The organism is Allorhodopirellula heiligendammensis (assembly GCF_007860105.1).
GTDB classification, from domain to species: Bacteria; Planctomycetota; Planctomycetia; order Pirellulales; family Pirellulaceae; genus Rhodopirellula; species Rhodopirellula heiligendammensis.
Genome location: NZ_SJPU01000003.1, coordinates 392968 through 410417, shown reverse-complemented (window position 1 = coordinate 410417; position 17450 = coordinate 392968). Strand labels below are relative to the sequence as shown.

The following is a 17450-nucleotide window of genomic DNA, read 5'->3' as shown; positions in this document are numbered from 1 at the left end:
GATGAAACGGAGTGTCGCTCGTTCCGAGCACTCTCCAATCGTCCAACGGGAAATTCACGTGATTCGTCGATTCATACTGCTGTCCGTCGCCTGCGGCGTGATCGCTTTTTCTGCAGCTACGGCTAGCAACGCGTCGGCTCAGATGCCCGTCCCCGGAATGGTGGGCGGTGCCGGAGCCATGGGTGGCCCTGGGGCCGGGTACGGCAACCAGCAAGCATTTGGTCAGGCCTGGGGTGGTTCGGCGTCCAACGTCGACTGGAACCGGTTTTATCACTACCCCTATGTGTACTACCCCCAAAACTTCTGGGGACAAGAATATTTCAAGAGCAGTGATAGTCTGTACCACCGTTATCCCACCGAGATGCGAATCCCGGTTTATAATAAGCAGTGGCACAATTACTACCCAAGTAATCGTAGGTTCCACCGCGGCCATCACTTCATTCTTGACACATTCTAGGCTTATCCCGTGAGGCTTCGTTCACTCTGAGCTCACCGACTCGCCCCGCCGTCGGCACGCCGCGTCGACCGCGTGCGGGCACACTGCCGCGTCTGCTGGAGTCGACCGCCGCCTGCGTGTGGCTAGTCGATGCGAGTGGACAGATCGTTTACCTCTCGCCCGCCATGCGTTCGTGGTTGAGAGTCGGGGAGGATCTGCCTGACGCGATCGCGAGTCTGTTGACGATCGATCGTGCGATGTTCACCATTGGCGGCCGATTTCGCGGGCATCTGACCCGCCGTTTGCATCGACCGCGAGCCAGCGATGGCGGTCCCGACTCCGAGCACCGAACCGCAATGGCTCACTTTGTGGTGTTGGGGTCATGTCCTGCCACGCCAGCCCCCGATGCCGAGAGATCCCATCTGATTCTGGGGTGCCTAGGCGACTTCATCGCCGATACCGAAATCCCCTGGGAAGATTGGTTCGGTGACCGGGGCGTGCGAGAAGCCGCGAAACTCGACGAGGAGCTGGCCAGGTTTCGCGACCACCATCAGCGACGTGCTCAGCTGATACTCGCGGGGACCAGTTCACCGGCTCGGCGGCTACGTGCCCGCGTGGAGCTCGCCTGTCGAATTCGCTGCCATGTCGGTTTAGTGGGCCCCGCTGGGTGTGGTGCGGCGGAGATTGCTGCGTTGATCCATCATACCTCCGCACCCGGTGAGCCGTGGGTTTGTTTGGACGCGTCCTTAATGGATGCCGAGCTTCTTGAGGTTTATGCAGCGCCCGTCATTGCGGAGCTGCGCGAACACGGCGACACCACCGGCACATTGTGCTTGGATCGCCTCGATGAAATGCCGGTCGATGCCCAGCGGCGATTGAGCGAGTGGATGGAGACGTGGCCGCAGCGGCTGCGGGTTATCGGAACCCTCCATGAGGACTCACCAGCGGAAAGTGCCCCAGTGCCACTTGGCGACGTTCTCGTCGATGCCATGGCCGTCTTCTCAATTGTGTTTCCAAAACTCAGCTCACGTCACGACGATCTCGAGCTAATCGCCGCTGGCATGGTTCGCTCGGCGCGATTTTCGCGTGACGCGATGGAGCTGATTCAATCCTACCCTTGGCCTGGTGAATGGGACGAATTTGCCGCTGCGCTACAATTTGCTGGGGAAATGGTCAGTGGCGATCGGATTGCTCGGGAACATTTGCCGCTGGCGATTCGCTCCTTTCGGCCTCGGTCACCAGGGGATGGCCAGGTGAGCATGCACGAAAGTGAAATTACAATCGCACCGCTGCCACGCTCAGCAAGAGATTTTCAGATCGACTCACTCGATGAGGCACTCCGGCAATTCGAGTCCGAATTGATCGCTCAGGCCATGACGGCTGCCGGAGGAAATAAAGCGGAAGCGGCGCGTCGGCTCGGAATCAGCCGCTCGCGATTGCTGCGGAAACTCGCGGAAGAGCTGCCGTCATGATCCCCACCCAAACTGCGCCCGACACTGATCGATCGGTGTGGTGGGTTGGCGATGGAGCGTTGCGATGGCGTGACGCGTTCGTTCAATGGCTTCGTGGGCCCGACTCGCCGCGACGCCCGCAATCAACATGGCGACTCCATGTGGCGGGCTATCACGCCCTCTCGCTGCCACGCCTACCTACACGCTGGCACACCGTGCCCCACCCCGCGACACCCGTTGTCGTCTGGACGATTCCCGCTACCGGAATAGCGGAATTGGTCCACCGCATGGGACACGTCCGTCATACGCGTCCCGGCTACTTGCACCTCTCGGCGGGACTGGCGTCGCCCGCCGAGCGGATGCATCTTAGTGAGATTGGCGTCTCCGCCCATGTGCAATCCCCAGGCGATTGGCCCGTCTATCGCAAACTATTCGACACTCGCTGAGCGGTTGAGCAGATCAATCAGGCACTGGAGGATTTCGACGGAGCATCCATCTGTTCTACCAGGCGACGCTGCCAAGCGATGTGGCGCTGCTGAGCGATGTGGCGCTGCTGAGCGATGTGACCCTGCGTTTATAGTTCGGGTTCATCAGCGGGCAGTTCCAACTCGTCGAGCAGTGGCTCGAGTTCGTCCAACGGTGGCTCAACTTCGCCTACCGGAGCCGCCAGTTCGATGGCATCGTCGAACGCATTGGATTGTTCCAGGAGTTGGCGGAAACCGCGCGGCTCGATCTCACGATTGTCTTCTATCGGTGCGGTGCGGTCGCGGCGGGGGCCCACCGTGAGAACTTCCCAGGGCTTGGGATAGAAGTAGTGTTGCTCGATACGTTGGGGTGGGCAGTGCTGACCCGACAACGCTCCTTTGATCCCGTTGTTGTCGTAGAGTCCTAGTTCTTGGGAGCGATGAAATGACATCGCTTCTTGACTCGAGGGTGCGATCTTCGCAGCAATCTTGCCACCAATATAGGTAGGACGGTTGTACTTGCGCCGGTAGGACTCCGGTAGCCGGTTCCCAAGCGGACCGATCACGTCAATGCGACGAGAGCCCTCAAACTGCGACCATGGCCAGGGGCCCTCCCAAGGCACATACCAGGGTGAACCAGCCTGAACGGACGGGGGCGTCACGAGAACCGCCAAGACCGCCCAAACAAAACCACCGTTAACGAATCGGATCATCCTTGATCGCATTTTTGTCTTACCTGGTTCAGCCGTTGTTGAATGGGTGGGCGCTGGCGTTTTGCTCTCAGCGCTTCGTCTCGATTTCGAAAGCAACTGGTGACCCAAACAGGCTGGAATCCTGTTTTATGGTTGAACGAAAGCCGAGCGATACGGGGACCATCGGTCTATTCGCGCCAGTCGTCTCAGGAAAACCAATTGATGTTGGTGCTAGATCCGCTATCACCGCCCGCTTCATTCCGGTTAGGTGGACCTTGCGGGCTCATGACAGTTCCTAATCAGTCGATCACCAGGGTGGATTCGATGAGCGAGCCCATCTCATGTCCCGCACAACCGGCCTGTTCGTAATACAGTTTTTCACTATGGTGATTGCCGACCATTTGCGCACAATCGAATGCCCTAACGGGGAGCGCGGTGCCGTCGTGGCGAGGCCCGAAACATCGCGGTCCCGTATAACCCAGTGCGTGACCGCCAGGTCCTCGTGAGACGAATTTGAAAAACCTCAGCGCGATGTCGCGATGGTTGTACAGCAGCACCATCCGATTCATGTTCAGGCTAGCGAGGCCATGGTGGCCATGCGGCATCATCCACGTCGTGTCGACGGCGGGGGCCAGCAATCCCACGTCAATATTCGCGCCCGTGATGGGCGGCACATCCAGAGTGCGGCGTCCCAGCGTACCGCCGGCCAATGCATGCAAGGCTCCCGAGACAATTCGGCCACCAAAACTGAAACCAATCAGTCCGGTAGGTTGTGATTTCAGGTGATGTTCCCGCAGCAGCCACGCCACATAGAGTCCTTGGGAATCTGTCCGCTGTGCTTTTTCGCGTGCATCTGCCAGCAGCACTGCGCTGGCTTCACTGGGCCAACTCCAGATCACCCAGTCAAACGGCTGGTCCCCATGTCGATGACAGGCGAGCTGTCGATAGACATATAGCCCTTGCGTGATCGCTTTATTGGCATCTCGACGGTTTCCATGAATGTAGATTATTCGAGGACGGGTGGGATCCATCGAAGTGAGGTATTCGTCCAAACTCGACGCCCTGCGCTGGCCGCATTGGTCGAGTCGCTCGATGCGAAACTCTGGCTGACAAAGATTCATGCAACACGTGTGATGCGAAATCGATCGAGTATTGACCAACCAAATCCGATCGCTGCGTAAATCCTTTGAAAGAGACGCGGGCAGCGCGGGCGTGGTCGTCCTCAATTCAGCATCGATGGAGTCGTTCAAACTGTCTTGGGATTGACTGATATCCGCGATAGTCCACGCGCTCGGTGTCGCCAAAGGTTCGGCGGATAGGTCGGATGCCCCCAAGAACATGGCCATCACAGCCAGTGCGAGAACGGCACGGCGACAGCGGGTGGCACCGCGGGGCGCATCGAATTCGCGCGCCGCCAAACAGGAGGTTACTGCGTCGTTCTGAGGCGGAAGGTGCATCATAGCCGAAACCAGACGTTCCAGAAAAAATAGTATAGCGAGCATGAACAGACCTCATTGTTTATCGGCGATTCGCCGCTTGGAGCATCGATGTTGCCCCACAACAACCAATTGTTGCTGAAAAAAAACATGGTTGCGTTTGCACAACACGAAACGCGACCTAGTTTTCAGTGGTCTCCCATTGGAAGCCAACGTTTACACCTGTTTTGTTTATGAAGGAAACTTTGATGACTATCCGGTCTCTCACACTTGTTGCGCTCGTGATGGTCATGGGCAGCAGTTCCGGTTGCTGCGGGATGAAGAACTTTATGTTCGGCCGCGGGGCTCGCTGCGGGCTGTGCAATCGGGCTCGAGCCATTGGCACGGCGATTAATCCGTTAGCTGCTGCTCCGGCCCCTGCGCCAACGGCTGCCGCGGCACCAGGTTGCCGACTTCCCGGTTGCGGTCTATTTGGTCGCAACCAAGCCCCGAATTATGCTCCAACCTATGCACCTCCAACCGCCTACGCCCCGGCACCGGCGTGTGCCCCGAATTACGCTCCCAATTACGGCAACTGCCAAGGCGGCTACGCCGCTCCCGGGTATGCCGCTCCCAACTACGCTCACGATGGGTGTGCCAGCGAAGGATACAGCTCGGCCATGCCCAGCGACTGTGGGTGCGGAGTCTCCTGCGGTGGAAATTGTGGATCGTCATATCAGGGCGGTGTCATGTACGACGGCAGTGGAGTGGACCCCTATTTGGGTAGCGGAGCGGTCAATGGCGGCTACCAAGGCGGGGGCAGCATGCAAGGCGATGGATTTCAGCCGCGTAATTACCGAGCCAACCGATATGATGATCAGGGCGACCGCATCATCAGTGAGGACCCCATGCCGTCGGGGATCGAATACCTCAACTAGCGACAGCAGATCAGATCGACGCGTCCAACCGAACGCGTCGATCTTCGCCAGGGCGTGCCGGGTGCATTCTGGTAAGGGTGACTGCCTGGCTGCAGGATTCGCTCTCGTGCGGGCATGTGCTTGTGCTTGTCGTGGGAAATCGGGATGATGGGCCGTTCGTTTCCTGCAAAAAATAACGCTCCTTTGCAAGTCTGCCTGTCATGTTCCCGCTTCGACGCACGCCGAAAGAGCCGGAGATCGATTGGCCCGCATTATTGGGGCTTCTAGAAGACGATGATCGTCGCGCCACGATCGCCCGGCTGGCCCCGGTGCCAGGGCGCGAAAGCTATCTGATGGCACTGCGGCGAATGCAATCGCCGGTCGTAACAGAAACATTAGCTGCCGGCCGCCGCTTGGACACCGCTTCGCGTCTGGTGGATCGACCGACTATCGCCGTTGCTGGGATGCTCAATAGTGGCAAGACAAGTCTCGTGAGCTCCTTCCTGAGCCCCGCCGGACAGTTGCGAACACTGCGGGGGACGAGCAACCGTGAAGGCACTCACCGATTCGTACTGTGGCTGCCCGAGTCTTGGCGGTCGGACGTTGAATTGTGGAGTCTGCTGGTCTCTCGAATTGGCGATTCCCTGGGGCAGCCGCCCGAAGACCTCGCCGAAGACCCGGTAGCGGCCGCAGCACAGTACAACAATCGTGCCGGAGATGAAGCGCAGCTGGCCGTCGCGTTGCTCGCGACCGACCCAGGGCTCGACGAGGTCGGCGTCGGACTGCTCGACTGCCCAGATATCGTCTCCGACGAGGAACTAGGACTGGGATCACCGGCCCGCCGAAAGGAGCTGCTTGGTCGCGCCGCCACCTTGTGCTCCGCATTTTTGATCGTCACCGACGCAGCGTCCTCACGCGATACGACGTTGGCCGACTTGACCCGCATCGCATCGGACCTGATGCCAGGCGTCCCGAGGATGTTGGCAGTCAATAAAGTGCGTCCTCGGCAAACACCAGACCAGATCTATGAGACGTTTTCACCGTTGTGCAAGAACAACGGTATCTCAACGATTTACGCCGCGTATGATTTTGATGTGCCCGGCAGTCGCCCATTTATTCCGCAACAGGACGATTTAGCTCAGGGCAGCCGCATGGCTTCATCGCGAGACACGGTGGGCGGAGGAGCACTCGCCGATGCGACGTTTGATGGGGCCGAACCGTTGCCAGTTTTCTTCGAAGTGGCGCCCAATCCAGACGACAATCCACCCGCCGCGATCGATGACGACCGATTCTTGTTATCACTCCCCCAGAAACTTGATCGTGGAGTGCTATTTTCGCAGTTGCACCGCGCTCTACGCATCAATCTGGAAAAGATCGTGTGGGATGAGGGGCTCGAGTCGATTCGAGAGAACGCGGAAGCGTCCTTCGCGAAAACTCAGCAGTGCCAACGGGTCCTATTGGACGCTTCGCTTGAGTTTTTCGCCAATCGTAAAATGGGTGGCGAGGTTGTCGAGTTACGAATGCACCAAAGCGAGCGGATTCTACGGCAGTTGTCGGAATCCTTTGCCGCCACAGCGCCATGGTACGCGAGATGGGGTGTGCGATTGAACGCGACCATTCGGAGTTTCGTCGGTGGTGCAGGCGATCTGCTTCGGTCGCTGACGCCATCGGCCCTCAGCCAACGAGCTGCCGATGATATCAAAGGCCGATTTCGCAGTGGGGAATACGGAGGCTTGATCGATCCAGCTGGGCTGCTGGCTGAAATTGGTCGGCAGGGAGGCACCGTGGTGCTGTCGCACTATCGCGATCAACGCGACGAATCTAATTTCGAGTCACGCGGGGGCGATGCAGAGCGATCGTCTCCATCGCCCATGGCTTCACCGGCGACGGTTGACTCCACCGACGAACATGTTCGTGATGATGACGCATTATTGTTGCCGCCGATCGAACGCGCCGTGACCCGATTTGAACAAGACGATTTTACGACGCTCGATCCGCGCCGTCTCGATGAAGCGATCCGCCAGATGTGGACGGAAATTCCGGTGCACAAGAAACTCGCACACGGACTCACACCGTTGGCGACGATCCTCGCTGCCTTTGGTGCTGCGTTCATGGTTCCGATCGACTTTGGACATAGTTTCATTCTCGCCGCATCCATACCGGAACTGCTTGCCGCAGCCGGTTTGGGGGCATTGGCGGCCATGTGGGCAGGCAACCAAGGTGCTCGGGAAGTGGGCCAACAAGCCGCCCGGCAACAGCTCGCTGATTTCCTGGCTGTGTTGTGCGATGAGCTCGGTATTGCACGCCCCGATCCGCCGATGCGAGTCCGCGTCGCGGGCAATGAAGTCACATTACCTCCCTCGCGCATCAGCCGCAGTGAAACGAGCGGCCCGAGCATGCCGGTGTACCGCGTCCGCGACGAGTTTATCAGCGAGCTTCGCAAATTGATTCCACGATCGGCCAAGGCGAAGAAATGAACGAATCTGCGGATCCAAACTACTCTAGTAGCATGCGTGATAATGGTCTGGGCGACCCCTTCGTACGCCGTGTCGAGCGCGCAGCACAACGCGTCCTCGGTGGCAGCGCGGCAGGGCGTGAGATCGCCGAACTCTGTGGAGCTCACGAAGAGGCTCGCGCCGCGGTCCTCGCCGACCGCGCTGACAATGCGACGGTCGTCGCCGTCGTGGGGGCCACCGGTCAAGGTAAATCCTGGATCACCCGACAGTTGCTGCGTGAGCCAAACATTGCAGCGTCCATTCGCAGCGGCAATCAGCTCGAGGATGCCACTGAAAAATTGACTTGGATTGGACCTCGTCCGCCCTCGGACCTGGATTCGCGTCACGAACGATACCTGCTTTGCGAAGCTGCCAAGATGCAGTCCATTGGCACACCTTATTTGATTGTCGACGCACCCGGCGCCACGGATGACCGACGGGCGATTGCGGGTGTTGCCGAGCGCGCCCTCTCACTGGCATCGGTGCTGCTCTTAGTCGTGCGCCGAGATCAGCTCCGTAGTCAGCGCGTAACCGGGTTGGCTTCAGCGTCTGAAGGGACCATTGTGATTCCGATCGTCAATATGGTCGAACATGTCGCAAGCTCTCCGGTGCAACCGCAGACAGGCGAACTGGCGAGTCATGACGACCTGACTGCTGATATTGAAACGCTCGTTTCACGACTGCGTTCGATCGCCCCCCAAAGTCACATCGCCCCCGCGGTAAGTATCGCTGATTTCGAAATCGACCCACGGGGCGAAGCAGCAATTGGCCGTGACGCGGCCGAACGGATTGCAGCGGCGATCCGGGCGGCGCTCGATGAGTCGGGCAGCGGCGATCATCGTCGCCACACTCGCTTAGCGGCTCTCGATGCTCGCTTCACCGCAGCGGTCGCATCGGTGCTAACGACCGAACTGCCGGAATTGACCACGGCCGTCGATCGACTCGATGCGGAGGCTCGCAAGTTACCCACGCAAATCGCGAGCACCTTGCTGGGGGGGGAAACCCCGCTGCGTGCGGCCGTCCGCAGCCGGTTGCGTTTGTCGCTCTTGGCCGATACCGCGGCAATCTGTTTTCCGTACCGGACCGTGCTCTCGGTATTGAATTTGACGCACGGTGCTTGGGACCGGGTCCTACTCTCATTTTCAGGGTCGATTCCTTCGCTCGTGGGTGCTGTCTACACAAGTGTTCAGAACGTCCGCGGCGGGCACGAAACCGCTCATGATTTGCGGAATGGTTTGCGTCAGCGAGCTGCCGCAGCCGTCTCGGATCGGCTCGGCCCCATGGCAGCTCGCTTTCGACATCAGCTGCGTGGACTCGACGCGTCGCCCACGGCAATGACGGATCAGTCGAGTCTCGACGATCAGCCGCTCGCGATGCTCTCCGGTATCGATGCCTTGCAAGAAGGGTCGCAAACCGCGTTCGACGACTGCATTGAGAACGGCAGGGTGTCAGTGGGCTTCGCATTTTTCAGTGGCTTGGTGGGGACGCTGATTTTCTGGGCCCTGATGGCCGGTCCGCTGGTGGCACTCTACCGCGGATATCTCGACGCCAGTTACCTGGCAATTGGCACACCCGCCGAAAGCTCTCACGTGCATCATTGGCTCGATCGGTTTCCCCACCCGAGCGCGGCGATGATTTTGACGAGTTTGTTTCTGTCGGTCCTACCCACAGCCATCTTCTCGATGATCATGTTATCACTCTGCCAGTCGCAGCGGCGCGTTGACCGAATCGCCCGTAACCTTCGTGATCAACACGACATGATGATTGCCAAGTTACAAAATGACGGAGTGCTGCGACTGCGATGGAGTGATCCCGTTCTAGCCGATGCGGAGTTCTTGCTCTCGATTGGGCGGTCGGCCAAAGCTTCGACGAATCTTTCGCCGATGATCGATACGGGAGCACAGCGAACAACATGAATGGCATCATGGTTCACAACGGTGCGTTGCTGCTCGCGCAGGCCGGAGAAACCTTACCACCCTCTGTAAGAGCATCGGCGTGGGAAATCATCAGCAGTGGTGGGTGGCCCGGTTTGATGATTCTGCTTGTGCTGATCTCACTCAGTATCGCGGCGGTGTACCTCGTCATCGATCAAGTCATCTCGCTGCGGCGAGTTGATTTCATTCCTGATGGACTGTCGGCGGAGGTTGCCTCGGCGCTGCGAGAATCGCGATGGTCCGATGCCGAGACCGCCTTGCAACGCCATCCGAGCGTACTCGCTGGGGTCGTATCGGTCGCATTGGCTAATCGCGAATTCGGGTGGTCGGAGATGGAAAAATCCGTGGAAGATGCGTTGGTCGAGCAATCTGCACGCATGCACCGCCGGATCGACTATCTGTCGATGATTGCGAATCTATCACCGATGGTAGGGCTGTTGGGCACAGTGACTGGGATGATCTTCGCGTTCCGACAGGTCGCCGCGAGTCGTGGCGCAGCGGGGGCAGGCGATCTCGCTGAAGGAATCTACCAGGCGCTCGTAACGACGGTCGGCGGTCTTATCGTGGCCATCCCGGCGCTAGCGGCATCCGGCATTCTCCGCGCTCGGGTAGATGAACTACTATCCGAAGTTACCCGTCATGCCGAGGTTGCATTGGCGCCGCTGCGCCGACGAACCTCTCCCGGAAACCCGGCGGCTAGCGCCACAAGCCGTATCATGCCAGTGGCTCCCGCCCACATGCAAGGCACAAAACTCCGTCCCCCAACATCGAGTGCGAGCCCACCGCCAACGCTGCCGGCGGATCCTAAACTTGACGTGCCGCGTCATCGTCCGAGGAAATCGACATGAAAAGTACATTAATTCTCATCCGTCCGAATGTGTTCTCGATAGTCACCTTGCTCGCCGTGATGCTGCCATGGAGTACATATCTGCACGCCCAAGCAATCCCGGCCGAGCCGCCAGCGAGTCAGCAAGTGCCTGCAGAGACGCCGCAGTCCAGCGGAGTTCCCGAGCTCATTGAACCCACCGCGGACCCTGCGGCAGCGGCGAAAATCGAGGAGGCTTTGCAGGGCAAAGAATCGAAGTCCACTCCCGGCGGCGTCCTGGGGGATGTGATCGATATCATCCGAGAACAAGGCAGTGTCCTGGATGGGTCGAGCCTCGACCCACGGTTGGTGGCCCCCGAACCTCGCATACTCAGTCACACCCAATTTAATTCAGACGAAACAGGTGCTACATCCGTACGCACTGCTGAGGCGCTCCTGCGTACTGCCCGCCTGTTGGAAACGCATGCAGGCGCTGCAGGCCGGCCGGGGAAACCACGCCACCGGGAACGGCATGCTCAGCTGCTCCCAATCCCCGAACTCGTTCATCAGATGCGAATCCAAGCCGCTCGTCTACTCGCCACCGAATTTCCTCAAGCCATCGATTAACGAACCGTTGTCAGCAAAAACACCAAACTCATTCCTTCGCAGCCCCGGGGTGCTCGCGTGCGTCGCTGTGTGCCTGCTGATCGGTGGCGCGGTCCTCGCAGACTACTATCGGGGGCTCCCTGAGGATGCTGAGGCAACGTATGTCGGACGTGACACCTGTGTGGAATGCCACCAGGCCGAAGTGACCGCGTTTCACGGGTCGCACCATGACCTTGCCATGGATCACGCCACGGACGAAACAGTGCTAGGTGACTTCAATGACGTGACGTTTGAGCATGACGGCATTGTTAGCCGCATGTATCGCGATGGTTCCAAGTTTATGATTCATACTGAGGGACCCACCGGTGACATGGAGGACTTTGAAATTAAGTATGTGTTCGGTGTCGATCCGTTGCAGCAATACATGGTGGAGTTCGACCGCGATGAGGATGCGGCTGAGGATGAGATTGGACGTGTTCAAGTTCTACGAATCAGCTGGGATGTGGAACGCAAAAGATGGTTTTATCTTCGCCCCCCCGATGTCAGTGAGAAACTGGCACCCGGCGACCCGCTGCACTGGACAGGTATTGCCCAGCGTTGGCAAACCATGTGTGCAGAATGTCACAGCACCAATTTGCAAAGAAATTTCGACGTTGCGACACAGCGCTACCACACCACGTTCTCCGAGATCGACGTCAGCTGTGAGGCTTGTCATGGTCCCGCGAGCTTGCACGTCGAACTCGCGCGCAGCAAATCGCTCTTCTGGGATCGTCGGCGCGGCTACGCGCTGGCCAAGCTCAAAACGGTCGATACCAAACCGCAGCTCGAGACTTGTGCCCCCTGCCATAGTCGTCGAGGGGTACTCGACGCCCTCGCGAAACCGGGCGATGAGTACACCGATCATTACAGTCTAGAGCTCCTGCGATCGGATACCTATCACGATGATGGGCAGATTAAAGACGAGGTATACGTGTACGGATCGTTCCTGCAAAGCAAAATGTATCACAAGGGAATTCGCTGTACGGATTGTCACGACCCGCATTCACTGCAGCTGAAACATCCCGGCAACGAAACATGTACTTCCTGTCACCAACATGCCGCCGGAAAATATGACGTGCCTTCGCATCATCATCATGCCGTTGGCAGCGAAGGCGCTAAGTGTGTGAATTGTCATATGCCACATACAACGTACATGGCGGTCGACGCTCGTCGCGACCATAGCCTGCGAGTTCCGCGACCAGACCTCTCTGTCAAACTGGGAACCCCGAACGCTTGCAGTAGTTGCCACGTCGAGGATCAGCGTCAGTCGTTGCCCCAGGCCGTCGGCGAGGAATTGAAGCTCTATCAAGACTGGTTGCAGGCAGCCGAGCAGGGAAATACTGCAGTTGCCGAAGCGATCACCGCGACGGACCAGTGGTGCGACGAGGCGTGCGAAAAATGGTATGGTGCCGAACGTTTGCAACCGCCGCATTTTGCAGAGGCATTGGTAGGCCTGCGGTCAGGTGACCCTGCCGCCATAAAAGATGCTTTGCGGCTAATCGCGGGCTCCGCCTTACCTGCGACCGAGTCATTAACGCCTGTACTCGCTCGAGCGACGGCGCTCGACGAATTGGCACAGGGTGGTCACCGAGATGCCGCTCAGGCAGCTCAACGTTTGATCAATGAAAACAAAGAATCGCCTGGTTCGGTGCATCCCATGCTGCTCGCTACGGCCGCGCGGGCGATTGGCATGTTAGGGGCGAGCGGAGCGATTTCGCCAGCGAACGTCGTCAAAATCTTACTACCGCTGACTAAAGATCCTTCACGACTCGTCCGCAGTGAAGCTGCCCGGGGAATCCTCTCGGCGGGAGCTTACTCGCGCGTGACCGGGAGTCGGCGTCTCGAACTCGACAAGGTGCTCGGCGACGTCCACGACGAATTCATGGTTGCCGACGATCGAGCGGGCGCCCACATCGGCTGGGCGATGCTGAGCGAGCAACGTGGACAGTGGGCGGATGCGATTCGCGCCTATAACAATGCCATTCGAGTGCAGCCAGAGTCCACCGGCGCTCGCAGCAACCTCGCTGCATTGCTCGATCGTCTGCTACCGCTAGCCGGCCAGGACCCCACCGCCGCTCAAGCCTTGGCCGCTGTCGGAGGTGCCGATGGTCTCGACGGCGTCGAAAAGATTATCAAGCAACTGCGCCATGAAGAGTTGCCTCTACTCGCTCGCGATGCGGAACTGGCGCCCGACCTCGCCGACGTGCAGTATCGCTACGGTTTAGCCCTCTACTTGTCAGGCGACTCCCGAGGTGCCGAAAAATACTTGCAGCGTGCGGTAGACTTGGCGCCCGAGGTCGAGGTTTTCTCCGTCGCCCTGCAGGCGCTCCAGCGACAGCTCCAGTCACCTTAGCCGCTCGTTTGCGGGTTACATCGCCCGGTACCTAGCGGCTGCGATGAGCAAATCGCCATTTTGATGCGTACCCATTTACATTCACTTACTGCTTCTCAAAAAACAATCATATGCTCCACGCAATCATCATGGCTGGCGGCAGCGGCACCCGATTTTGGCCGGCCTCACGGCGTGCAAAGCCAAAACAATTGCTGTCCCTTGCCGGGACCCGCTCGATGCTCCAAAGCACCTGCGACCGCCTCAGCAACATTACAACGGCCGAGCGCACGTTCGTGGTGACCTCCATGGAACTTGTCCAGCCGATTTTGGAGCAGCTACCGGAGTTGCCCTCCGGAAATGTGGTCGGGGAACCGAGCCGGCGGGATACCGCCCCGTGTGTCGGTCTAGCGGCGGTGTTGGTTCGCGCGATTGACCCCGATGCTGTGATGTTGGTGTGCCCCTCGGATCACGTGATCGAGCAACACGATCGATTTTCTGAATCCATCCATCGAGCTGAGGCAATTCTCAAGGAGCGACCAAACGCTCTTGTTACCTTTGGGATTCGCCCCACTTATCCCGCGGAATCCTTTGGATATATCCAACAGGGAGAAATGGTCGAGGGACACGATGCTCATGAGGTGATGCGGTTTCGCGAGAAACCAGACGCGGCGACTGCTCGCGAGTATGTCGATGCAGGAACGTTTCTTTGGAATAGCGGGATTTTTGTATGGCGAGCTCAAACGATTCTTGATGCGTTGGAGCAACACGAGCCAGAAATGTATGCAAGATTACAAACCATTGCCGCCGCGATTGGCAGCGAGGACTATGAGGCAATCTTACAGCGTGAATTCTTAGCCATGGCCGGGAAGTCGATCGATTATGCCGTGCTCGAACGACACCAGGAAGTGATTGTGATCGCCGCACCCTTTGATTGGGACGATGTGGGTAGCTGGCAAGCAGTCTCACGCCTGCACCCGCATGACGACGACGGGAATGCCGCAGTCGGTTCGCATATCAGTATCGACTCGGAAAACTGCATTATTCACGCAAGTTCGGGCCACACCATTGTCACGATTGACACCCACGATCTCATCGTCGTGCAAACCGCCGATGCCACGCTCGTTGCGCCTCGTACGAGCGAAGAGCGAGTACGCGAGGTGGTCGCGGAACTGGACCGCCGCCAAATGACTCCGTTGATGTAGGTGACACAATCGCTATTTGCGATACACTTGGAGGTTCCCATGCATCGAGCGGACCTCGCTCGTCGTACATGTTTCGACCAAAATTGATACCAAAGCACGTTCGAATTGTCTGATCACCCCCCCGAAAACCCGGCTTCGCCTGACGATTCTCAATCGCAACAACAGGCTGCCGCTAAAAAGTACGCGCCGCGAACCAACCCGATGGAGACGGCAAGCCGCGCCATCCGCCCCTTCGGACTTGATGATGCGAGGAAACTTGCCACTGAGGCCGCCCGGGTAGCGTTGGATAATAATGGGCGAGATGTGTTGGTGCTCGACATTAGCGGCCAATCCGCAGAATTCGACTTTTTTGTCATCGCCACAGGCACCAGCCGACGACAATTGCACGCGATCAGTGAACAGATCGACGACGCTCTTGAAAAAGGACTCGGCGACCACCGGATGGGTATCGAGGGATATCAAGAGAGCAATTGGATTGTGCTCGATTACGGCAGCCTCGTTGTGCATTTATTCGATGAGGAGACGCGAGAGTACTACGATCTGGAATCGTTGTGGGCCGATGGCACCGTTGTGCCGCTGGCGGACCTTGGTTTGACGCCCAACGATTGAGAACGACTATCCATGAATTTATCTGCATTGCTTCGTGCGCGTTTCCAGACCGCACTGGCCACACTGACTGACGATCCAGCACCCTACGCCGCGATGATCCGCGTAGCCGCGGACCCCAGATTTGGCGACTATCAATCCAACGCCTGCATGTCCTTAGGCAAGCAACTTGGCAAACCCCCACGTGAGATCGCCGCCCTGCTTGTCAGTCGCTTGGCGTTGGATCCCGCCTGTGAGACGCCTGAGATTGCTGGTCCTGGATTTATCAATCTCCGCATTCGTGATGAGTTTCTCACCAGTTCACTATTCGCGATGCTCCACCACGAGCGGGCGGGGGTGGAACTAACGGATCTTCGGGAAAAGATCTTGATTGATTATTCCAGTCCCAACGTTGCCAAACCCATGCACGTCGGGCATATCCGCAGTACCGTCATCGGAGCGGCATTAGCGGAGATGTTCCGCTTTCTCGGTCACGATGTCATCACGGATAATCACCTCGGTGATTGGGGGACTCAGTTTGGCATCATTATCTATGGCTACAAACATTTCGGTGATGCGGATGTGGTCGCAGCCAATCCAGTACCCGAGCTGGCAAAGCTATATCGGTTAACGAACCAGTTGATTGAATACCAAAAAGCCAACAAATCACTGATCGCTTTGCAGGCAAAACTAACTGACGCACAGGACCATGCCGCCCGCGAGACCGCAGCCTCCAATGCGGTCGCTAGCGACACCAACACCAACACCAATGCGAAGGAAGCCAAGAAGGCACTCAAGGCTGCTCAGGCTGCCGCCCGACGCGTCGACGCTATCGCTGCGGAGATCAACGCCGCACAAACGAAAGTAAAGGCCGTTGATGAAGACCCGCGTCTAGCTGCGATCGCTGCTGAACACGCTGACGTGCCCGCCGCGGTACTCCGCGAGACCGCGAAAATGCACGAGGGAGACGCTGAAAACCGTGCTCTGTGGGAGCAGTTTTTGCCGCACTGCAAAGACGAAATCAATCGCGTCTATGACCGTTTAGGGGTCACATTCGACCACACCCTCGGTGAGAGCTTCTACCACGATCGTCTGCCGGGTGTCGTTGCCACCCTCGACAAATTAGGGCTTACCAAACAAAGCGACGGCGCGGTTTGTGTGTTTCTCGACGGCTTTGATAGCCCCATGATTATCCAGAAACGTGATGGCGCTTACCTTTACGCGACCACTGATCTGGCGACGTTGCAGTACCGGCAAGAAGTATTCGCGCCCAATCGAATTTTGTATGTGGTCGATTCTCGACAAAGCGAGCACTTTGAGAAATTCTTTGCCATGGCCGAGCCATTGGGAATGACGGATATCGAGCTCATTCACGTTCAGTTCGGAACGGTCTTGGGAGCCGACGGCCGCCCCATGAAGACTCGCAGTGGATCGTTGATCGGGCTGGAAAGCCTACTGAACGATGCCGTCGCGCGAGCCAAAGATGTCGCATGCAATCCCGATCGGCTGGCGACGATGAACCCACCAATGTTGGAGGAGGAACAAAATCGCATCGCCGAAACGGTTGGGATCGGGGCGATCAAGTATGCAGACCTCTCGCATCATCGGGCAACGGACTATCGATTTGATGTCGACAAAATGGTCGCTTTGGAGGGTAATACTGCGACGTACATGCAGTATTCGTATGCGCGAACCCAGAGTATTTTGCGACGTGTCGCGGATGAGCAGAAGATCGATGATATTCAAGCGTGGCTGGTTGAGAATACGACTGCAGATCAATTGCAATTCAGCGAGCCAGCCGAGCGGGCGTTGGCGATTGCCCTCCTCCGCTTCGAGGAGGCCATCGAAGGCGCTGTCTCTGCCTACGCTCCCAACCAGCTGTGTGACTACTTGTATGAAACAGCGAAAACCTACAGCACGTTTAACGACGCATGTCGTGTTTTAGGTAATTCGGATCCGATAGTCTTGAGGACCCGATTGGCGCTCGTCATGTTGACCGGACGGGTGATCAAACAAGGATTGAGACTACTTGGAATTGGTGTCTGCGAGCGAATGTAATACTACAGACTCGCATTTT

14 protein-coding genes are annotated in these 17450 nt (G+C 58.0%); 12 read left to right on the top strand and 2 right to left on the bottom strand.

Annotated features, from left to right (window positions below):
* The first annotated feature begins 58 nt into the window (after positions 1 to 58).
* The 3 genes from Poly21_RS21565 to Poly21_RS21555 all read left to right on the top strand — a co-directional run bounded on the left by Poly21_RS21565 (position 59) and on the right by Poly21_RS21555 (position 2333).
* Entirely contained in the window at positions 59 to 457 is a 399-nt protein-coding gene (locus Poly21_RS21565) for a calmodulin-binding protein (RefSeq protein ID WP_146409119.1), read from the top strand.
* Positions 458 to 621: 164 nt separating this feature from the next.
* Positions 622 to 1908, top strand: coding sequence for a helix-turn-helix domain-containing protein (locus Poly21_RS21560; protein ID WP_302120070.1), 1287 nt, complete (start codon positions 622 to 624; stop codon positions 1906 to 1908).
* Entirely contained in the window at positions 1905 to 2333 is a 429-nt protein-coding gene (locus Poly21_RS21555) for a hypothetical protein (RefSeq protein ID WP_146409117.1), read from the top strand. Before Poly21_RS21560 ends, Poly21_RS21555 begins: the two co-directional genes overlap by 4 nt.
* Positions 2334 to 2461: 128 nt before the next feature.
* On the opposite strand, the gene Poly21_RS21550 is transcribed toward Poly21_RS21555, so the two are convergent.
* Together Poly21_RS21550 and Poly21_RS21545 are read right to left on the bottom strand one after the other, a co-directional pair.
* Positions 2462 to 3064: a hypothetical protein gene (locus tag Poly21_RS21550; RefSeq protein ID WP_302120068.1), complete on the bottom strand. Its 603-nt coding sequence runs from the start codon at positions 3062 to 3064 to the stop codon at positions 2462 to 2464.
* A gap of 278 nt (positions 3065 to 3342) precedes the next feature.
* Positions 3343 to 4545: a hypothetical protein gene (locus tag Poly21_RS21545; protein ID WP_302120066.1), complete on the bottom strand. Its 1203-nt coding sequence runs from the start codon at positions 4543 to 4545 to the stop codon at positions 3343 to 3345.
* A gap of 182 nt (positions 4546 to 4727) precedes the next feature.
* Here Poly21_RS21545 and Poly21_RS21540 point away from each other — a divergent pair, with 182 nt between their 5' ends.
* The 9 genes from Poly21_RS21540 to argS all read left to right on the top strand — a co-directional run bounded on the left by Poly21_RS21540 (position 4728) and on the right by argS (position 17431).
* A complete protein-coding gene (locus tag Poly21_RS21540) occupies positions 4728 to 5396 on the top strand; it encodes a hypothetical protein (protein WP_302120064.1) in 669 nt (222 codons plus the stop codon).
* Positions 5397 to 5596: 200 nt separating this feature from the next.
* On the top strand, positions 5597 to 7852 hold the full coding sequence (locus tag Poly21_RS21535) for a hypothetical protein (RefSeq protein WP_146409115.1): 2256 nt from the start codon (positions 5597 to 5599) through the stop codon (positions 7850 to 7852).
* A 32-nt stretch (positions 7853 to 7884) separates the two neighbouring features.
* Positions 7885 to 9786 carry a hypothetical protein gene (locus Poly21_RS21530; RefSeq protein ID WP_302120062.1) on the top strand — a complete coding sequence of 634 codons (1902 nt, stop codon included), beginning with the start codon at positions 7885 to 7887 and terminating at the stop codon, positions 9784 to 9786.
* The gene (locus Poly21_RS21525) at positions 9783 to 10652 is read left to right on the top strand and encodes a MotA/TolQ/ExbB proton channel family protein (protein WP_146409113.1); all 870 of its coding nucleotides are present in this window, start codon (positions 9783 to 9785) and stop codon (positions 10650 to 10652) included. Before Poly21_RS21530 ends, Poly21_RS21525 begins: the two co-directional genes overlap by 4 nt.
* Complete coding sequence (locus tag Poly21_RS21520; protein ID WP_146409112.1) at positions 10649 to 11236, top strand: hypothetical protein; 588 nt, start codon at positions 10649 to 10651, stop codon at positions 11234 to 11236. Before Poly21_RS21525 ends, Poly21_RS21520 begins: the two co-directional genes overlap by 4 nt.
* 7 nt (positions 11237 to 11243) lie before the next feature.
* Entirely contained in the window at positions 11244 to 13607 is a 2364-nt protein-coding gene (locus Poly21_RS21515; protein ID WP_436967517.1) for a multiheme c-type cytochrome, read from the top strand.
* A gap of 110 nt (positions 13608 to 13717) precedes the next feature.
* Positions 13718 to 14788, top strand: a complete 1071-nt coding sequence (locus Poly21_RS21510; protein WP_146409110.1) for a mannose-1-phosphate guanylyltransferase — start codon at positions 13718 to 13720, stop codon at positions 14786 to 14788.
* Between the two features lie 105 nt (positions 14789 to 14893).
* A complete protein-coding gene (rsfS, locus tag Poly21_RS21505) occupies positions 14894 to 15397 on the top strand; it encodes a ribosome silencing factor (protein ID WP_302120059.1) in 504 nt (167 codons plus the stop codon).
* Positions 15398 to 15409: 12 nt separating this feature from the next.
* Entirely contained in the window at positions 15410 to 17431 is a 2022-nt protein-coding gene (argS, locus tag Poly21_RS21500) for an arginine--tRNA ligase (RefSeq protein WP_146409109.1), read from the top strand.
* The last annotated feature ends 19 nt before the right edge of the window (positions 17432 to 17450 follow it).

Coding starts and splice junctions, on each gene's coding strand:
- Poly21_RS21560 (WP_302120070.1), top strand. CDS start 622: ATGCGTTCGTGGTTGAGAGTCGGGGAGGATCTGCCTGACGCGATCGCG.
- Poly21_RS21555 (WP_146409117.1), top strand. CDS start 1,905: ATGATCCCCACCCAAACTGCGCCCGACACTGATCGATCGGTGTGGTGG.
- Poly21_RS21550 (WP_302120068.1), bottom strand. CDS start 3,064: ATGATCCGATTCGTTAACGGTGGTTTTGTTTGGGCGGTCTTGGCGGTT.
- Poly21_RS21545 (WP_302120066.1), bottom strand. CDS start 4,545: ATGCTCGCTATACTATTTTTTCTGGAACGTCTGGTTTCGGCTATGATG.
- Poly21_RS21540 (WP_302120064.1), top strand. CDS start 4,728: ATGACTATCCGGTCTCTCACACTTGTTGCGCTCGTGATGGTCATGGGC.
- Poly21_RS21535 (WP_146409115.1), top strand. CDS start 5,597: ATGTTCCCGCTTCGACGCACGCCGAAAGAGCCGGAGATCGATTGGCCC.
- Poly21_RS21530 (WP_302120062.1), top strand. CDS start 7,885: ATGCGTGATAATGGTCTGGGCGACCCCTTCGTACGCCGTGTCGAGCGC.
- Poly21_RS21525 (WP_146409113.1), top strand. CDS start 9,783: ATGAATGGCATCATGGTTCACAACGGTGCGTTGCTGCTCGCGCAGGCC.
- Poly21_RS21520 (WP_146409112.1), top strand. CDS start 10,649: ATGAAAAGTACATTAATTCTCATCCGTCCGAATGTGTTCTCGATAGTC.
- Poly21_RS21510 (WP_146409110.1), top strand. CDS start 13,718: ATGCTCCACGCAATCATCATGGCTGGCGGCAGCGGCACCCGATTTTGG.
- argS (WP_146409109.1), top strand. CDS start 15,410: ATGAATTTATCTGCATTGCTTCGTGCGCGTTTCCAGACCGCACTGGCC.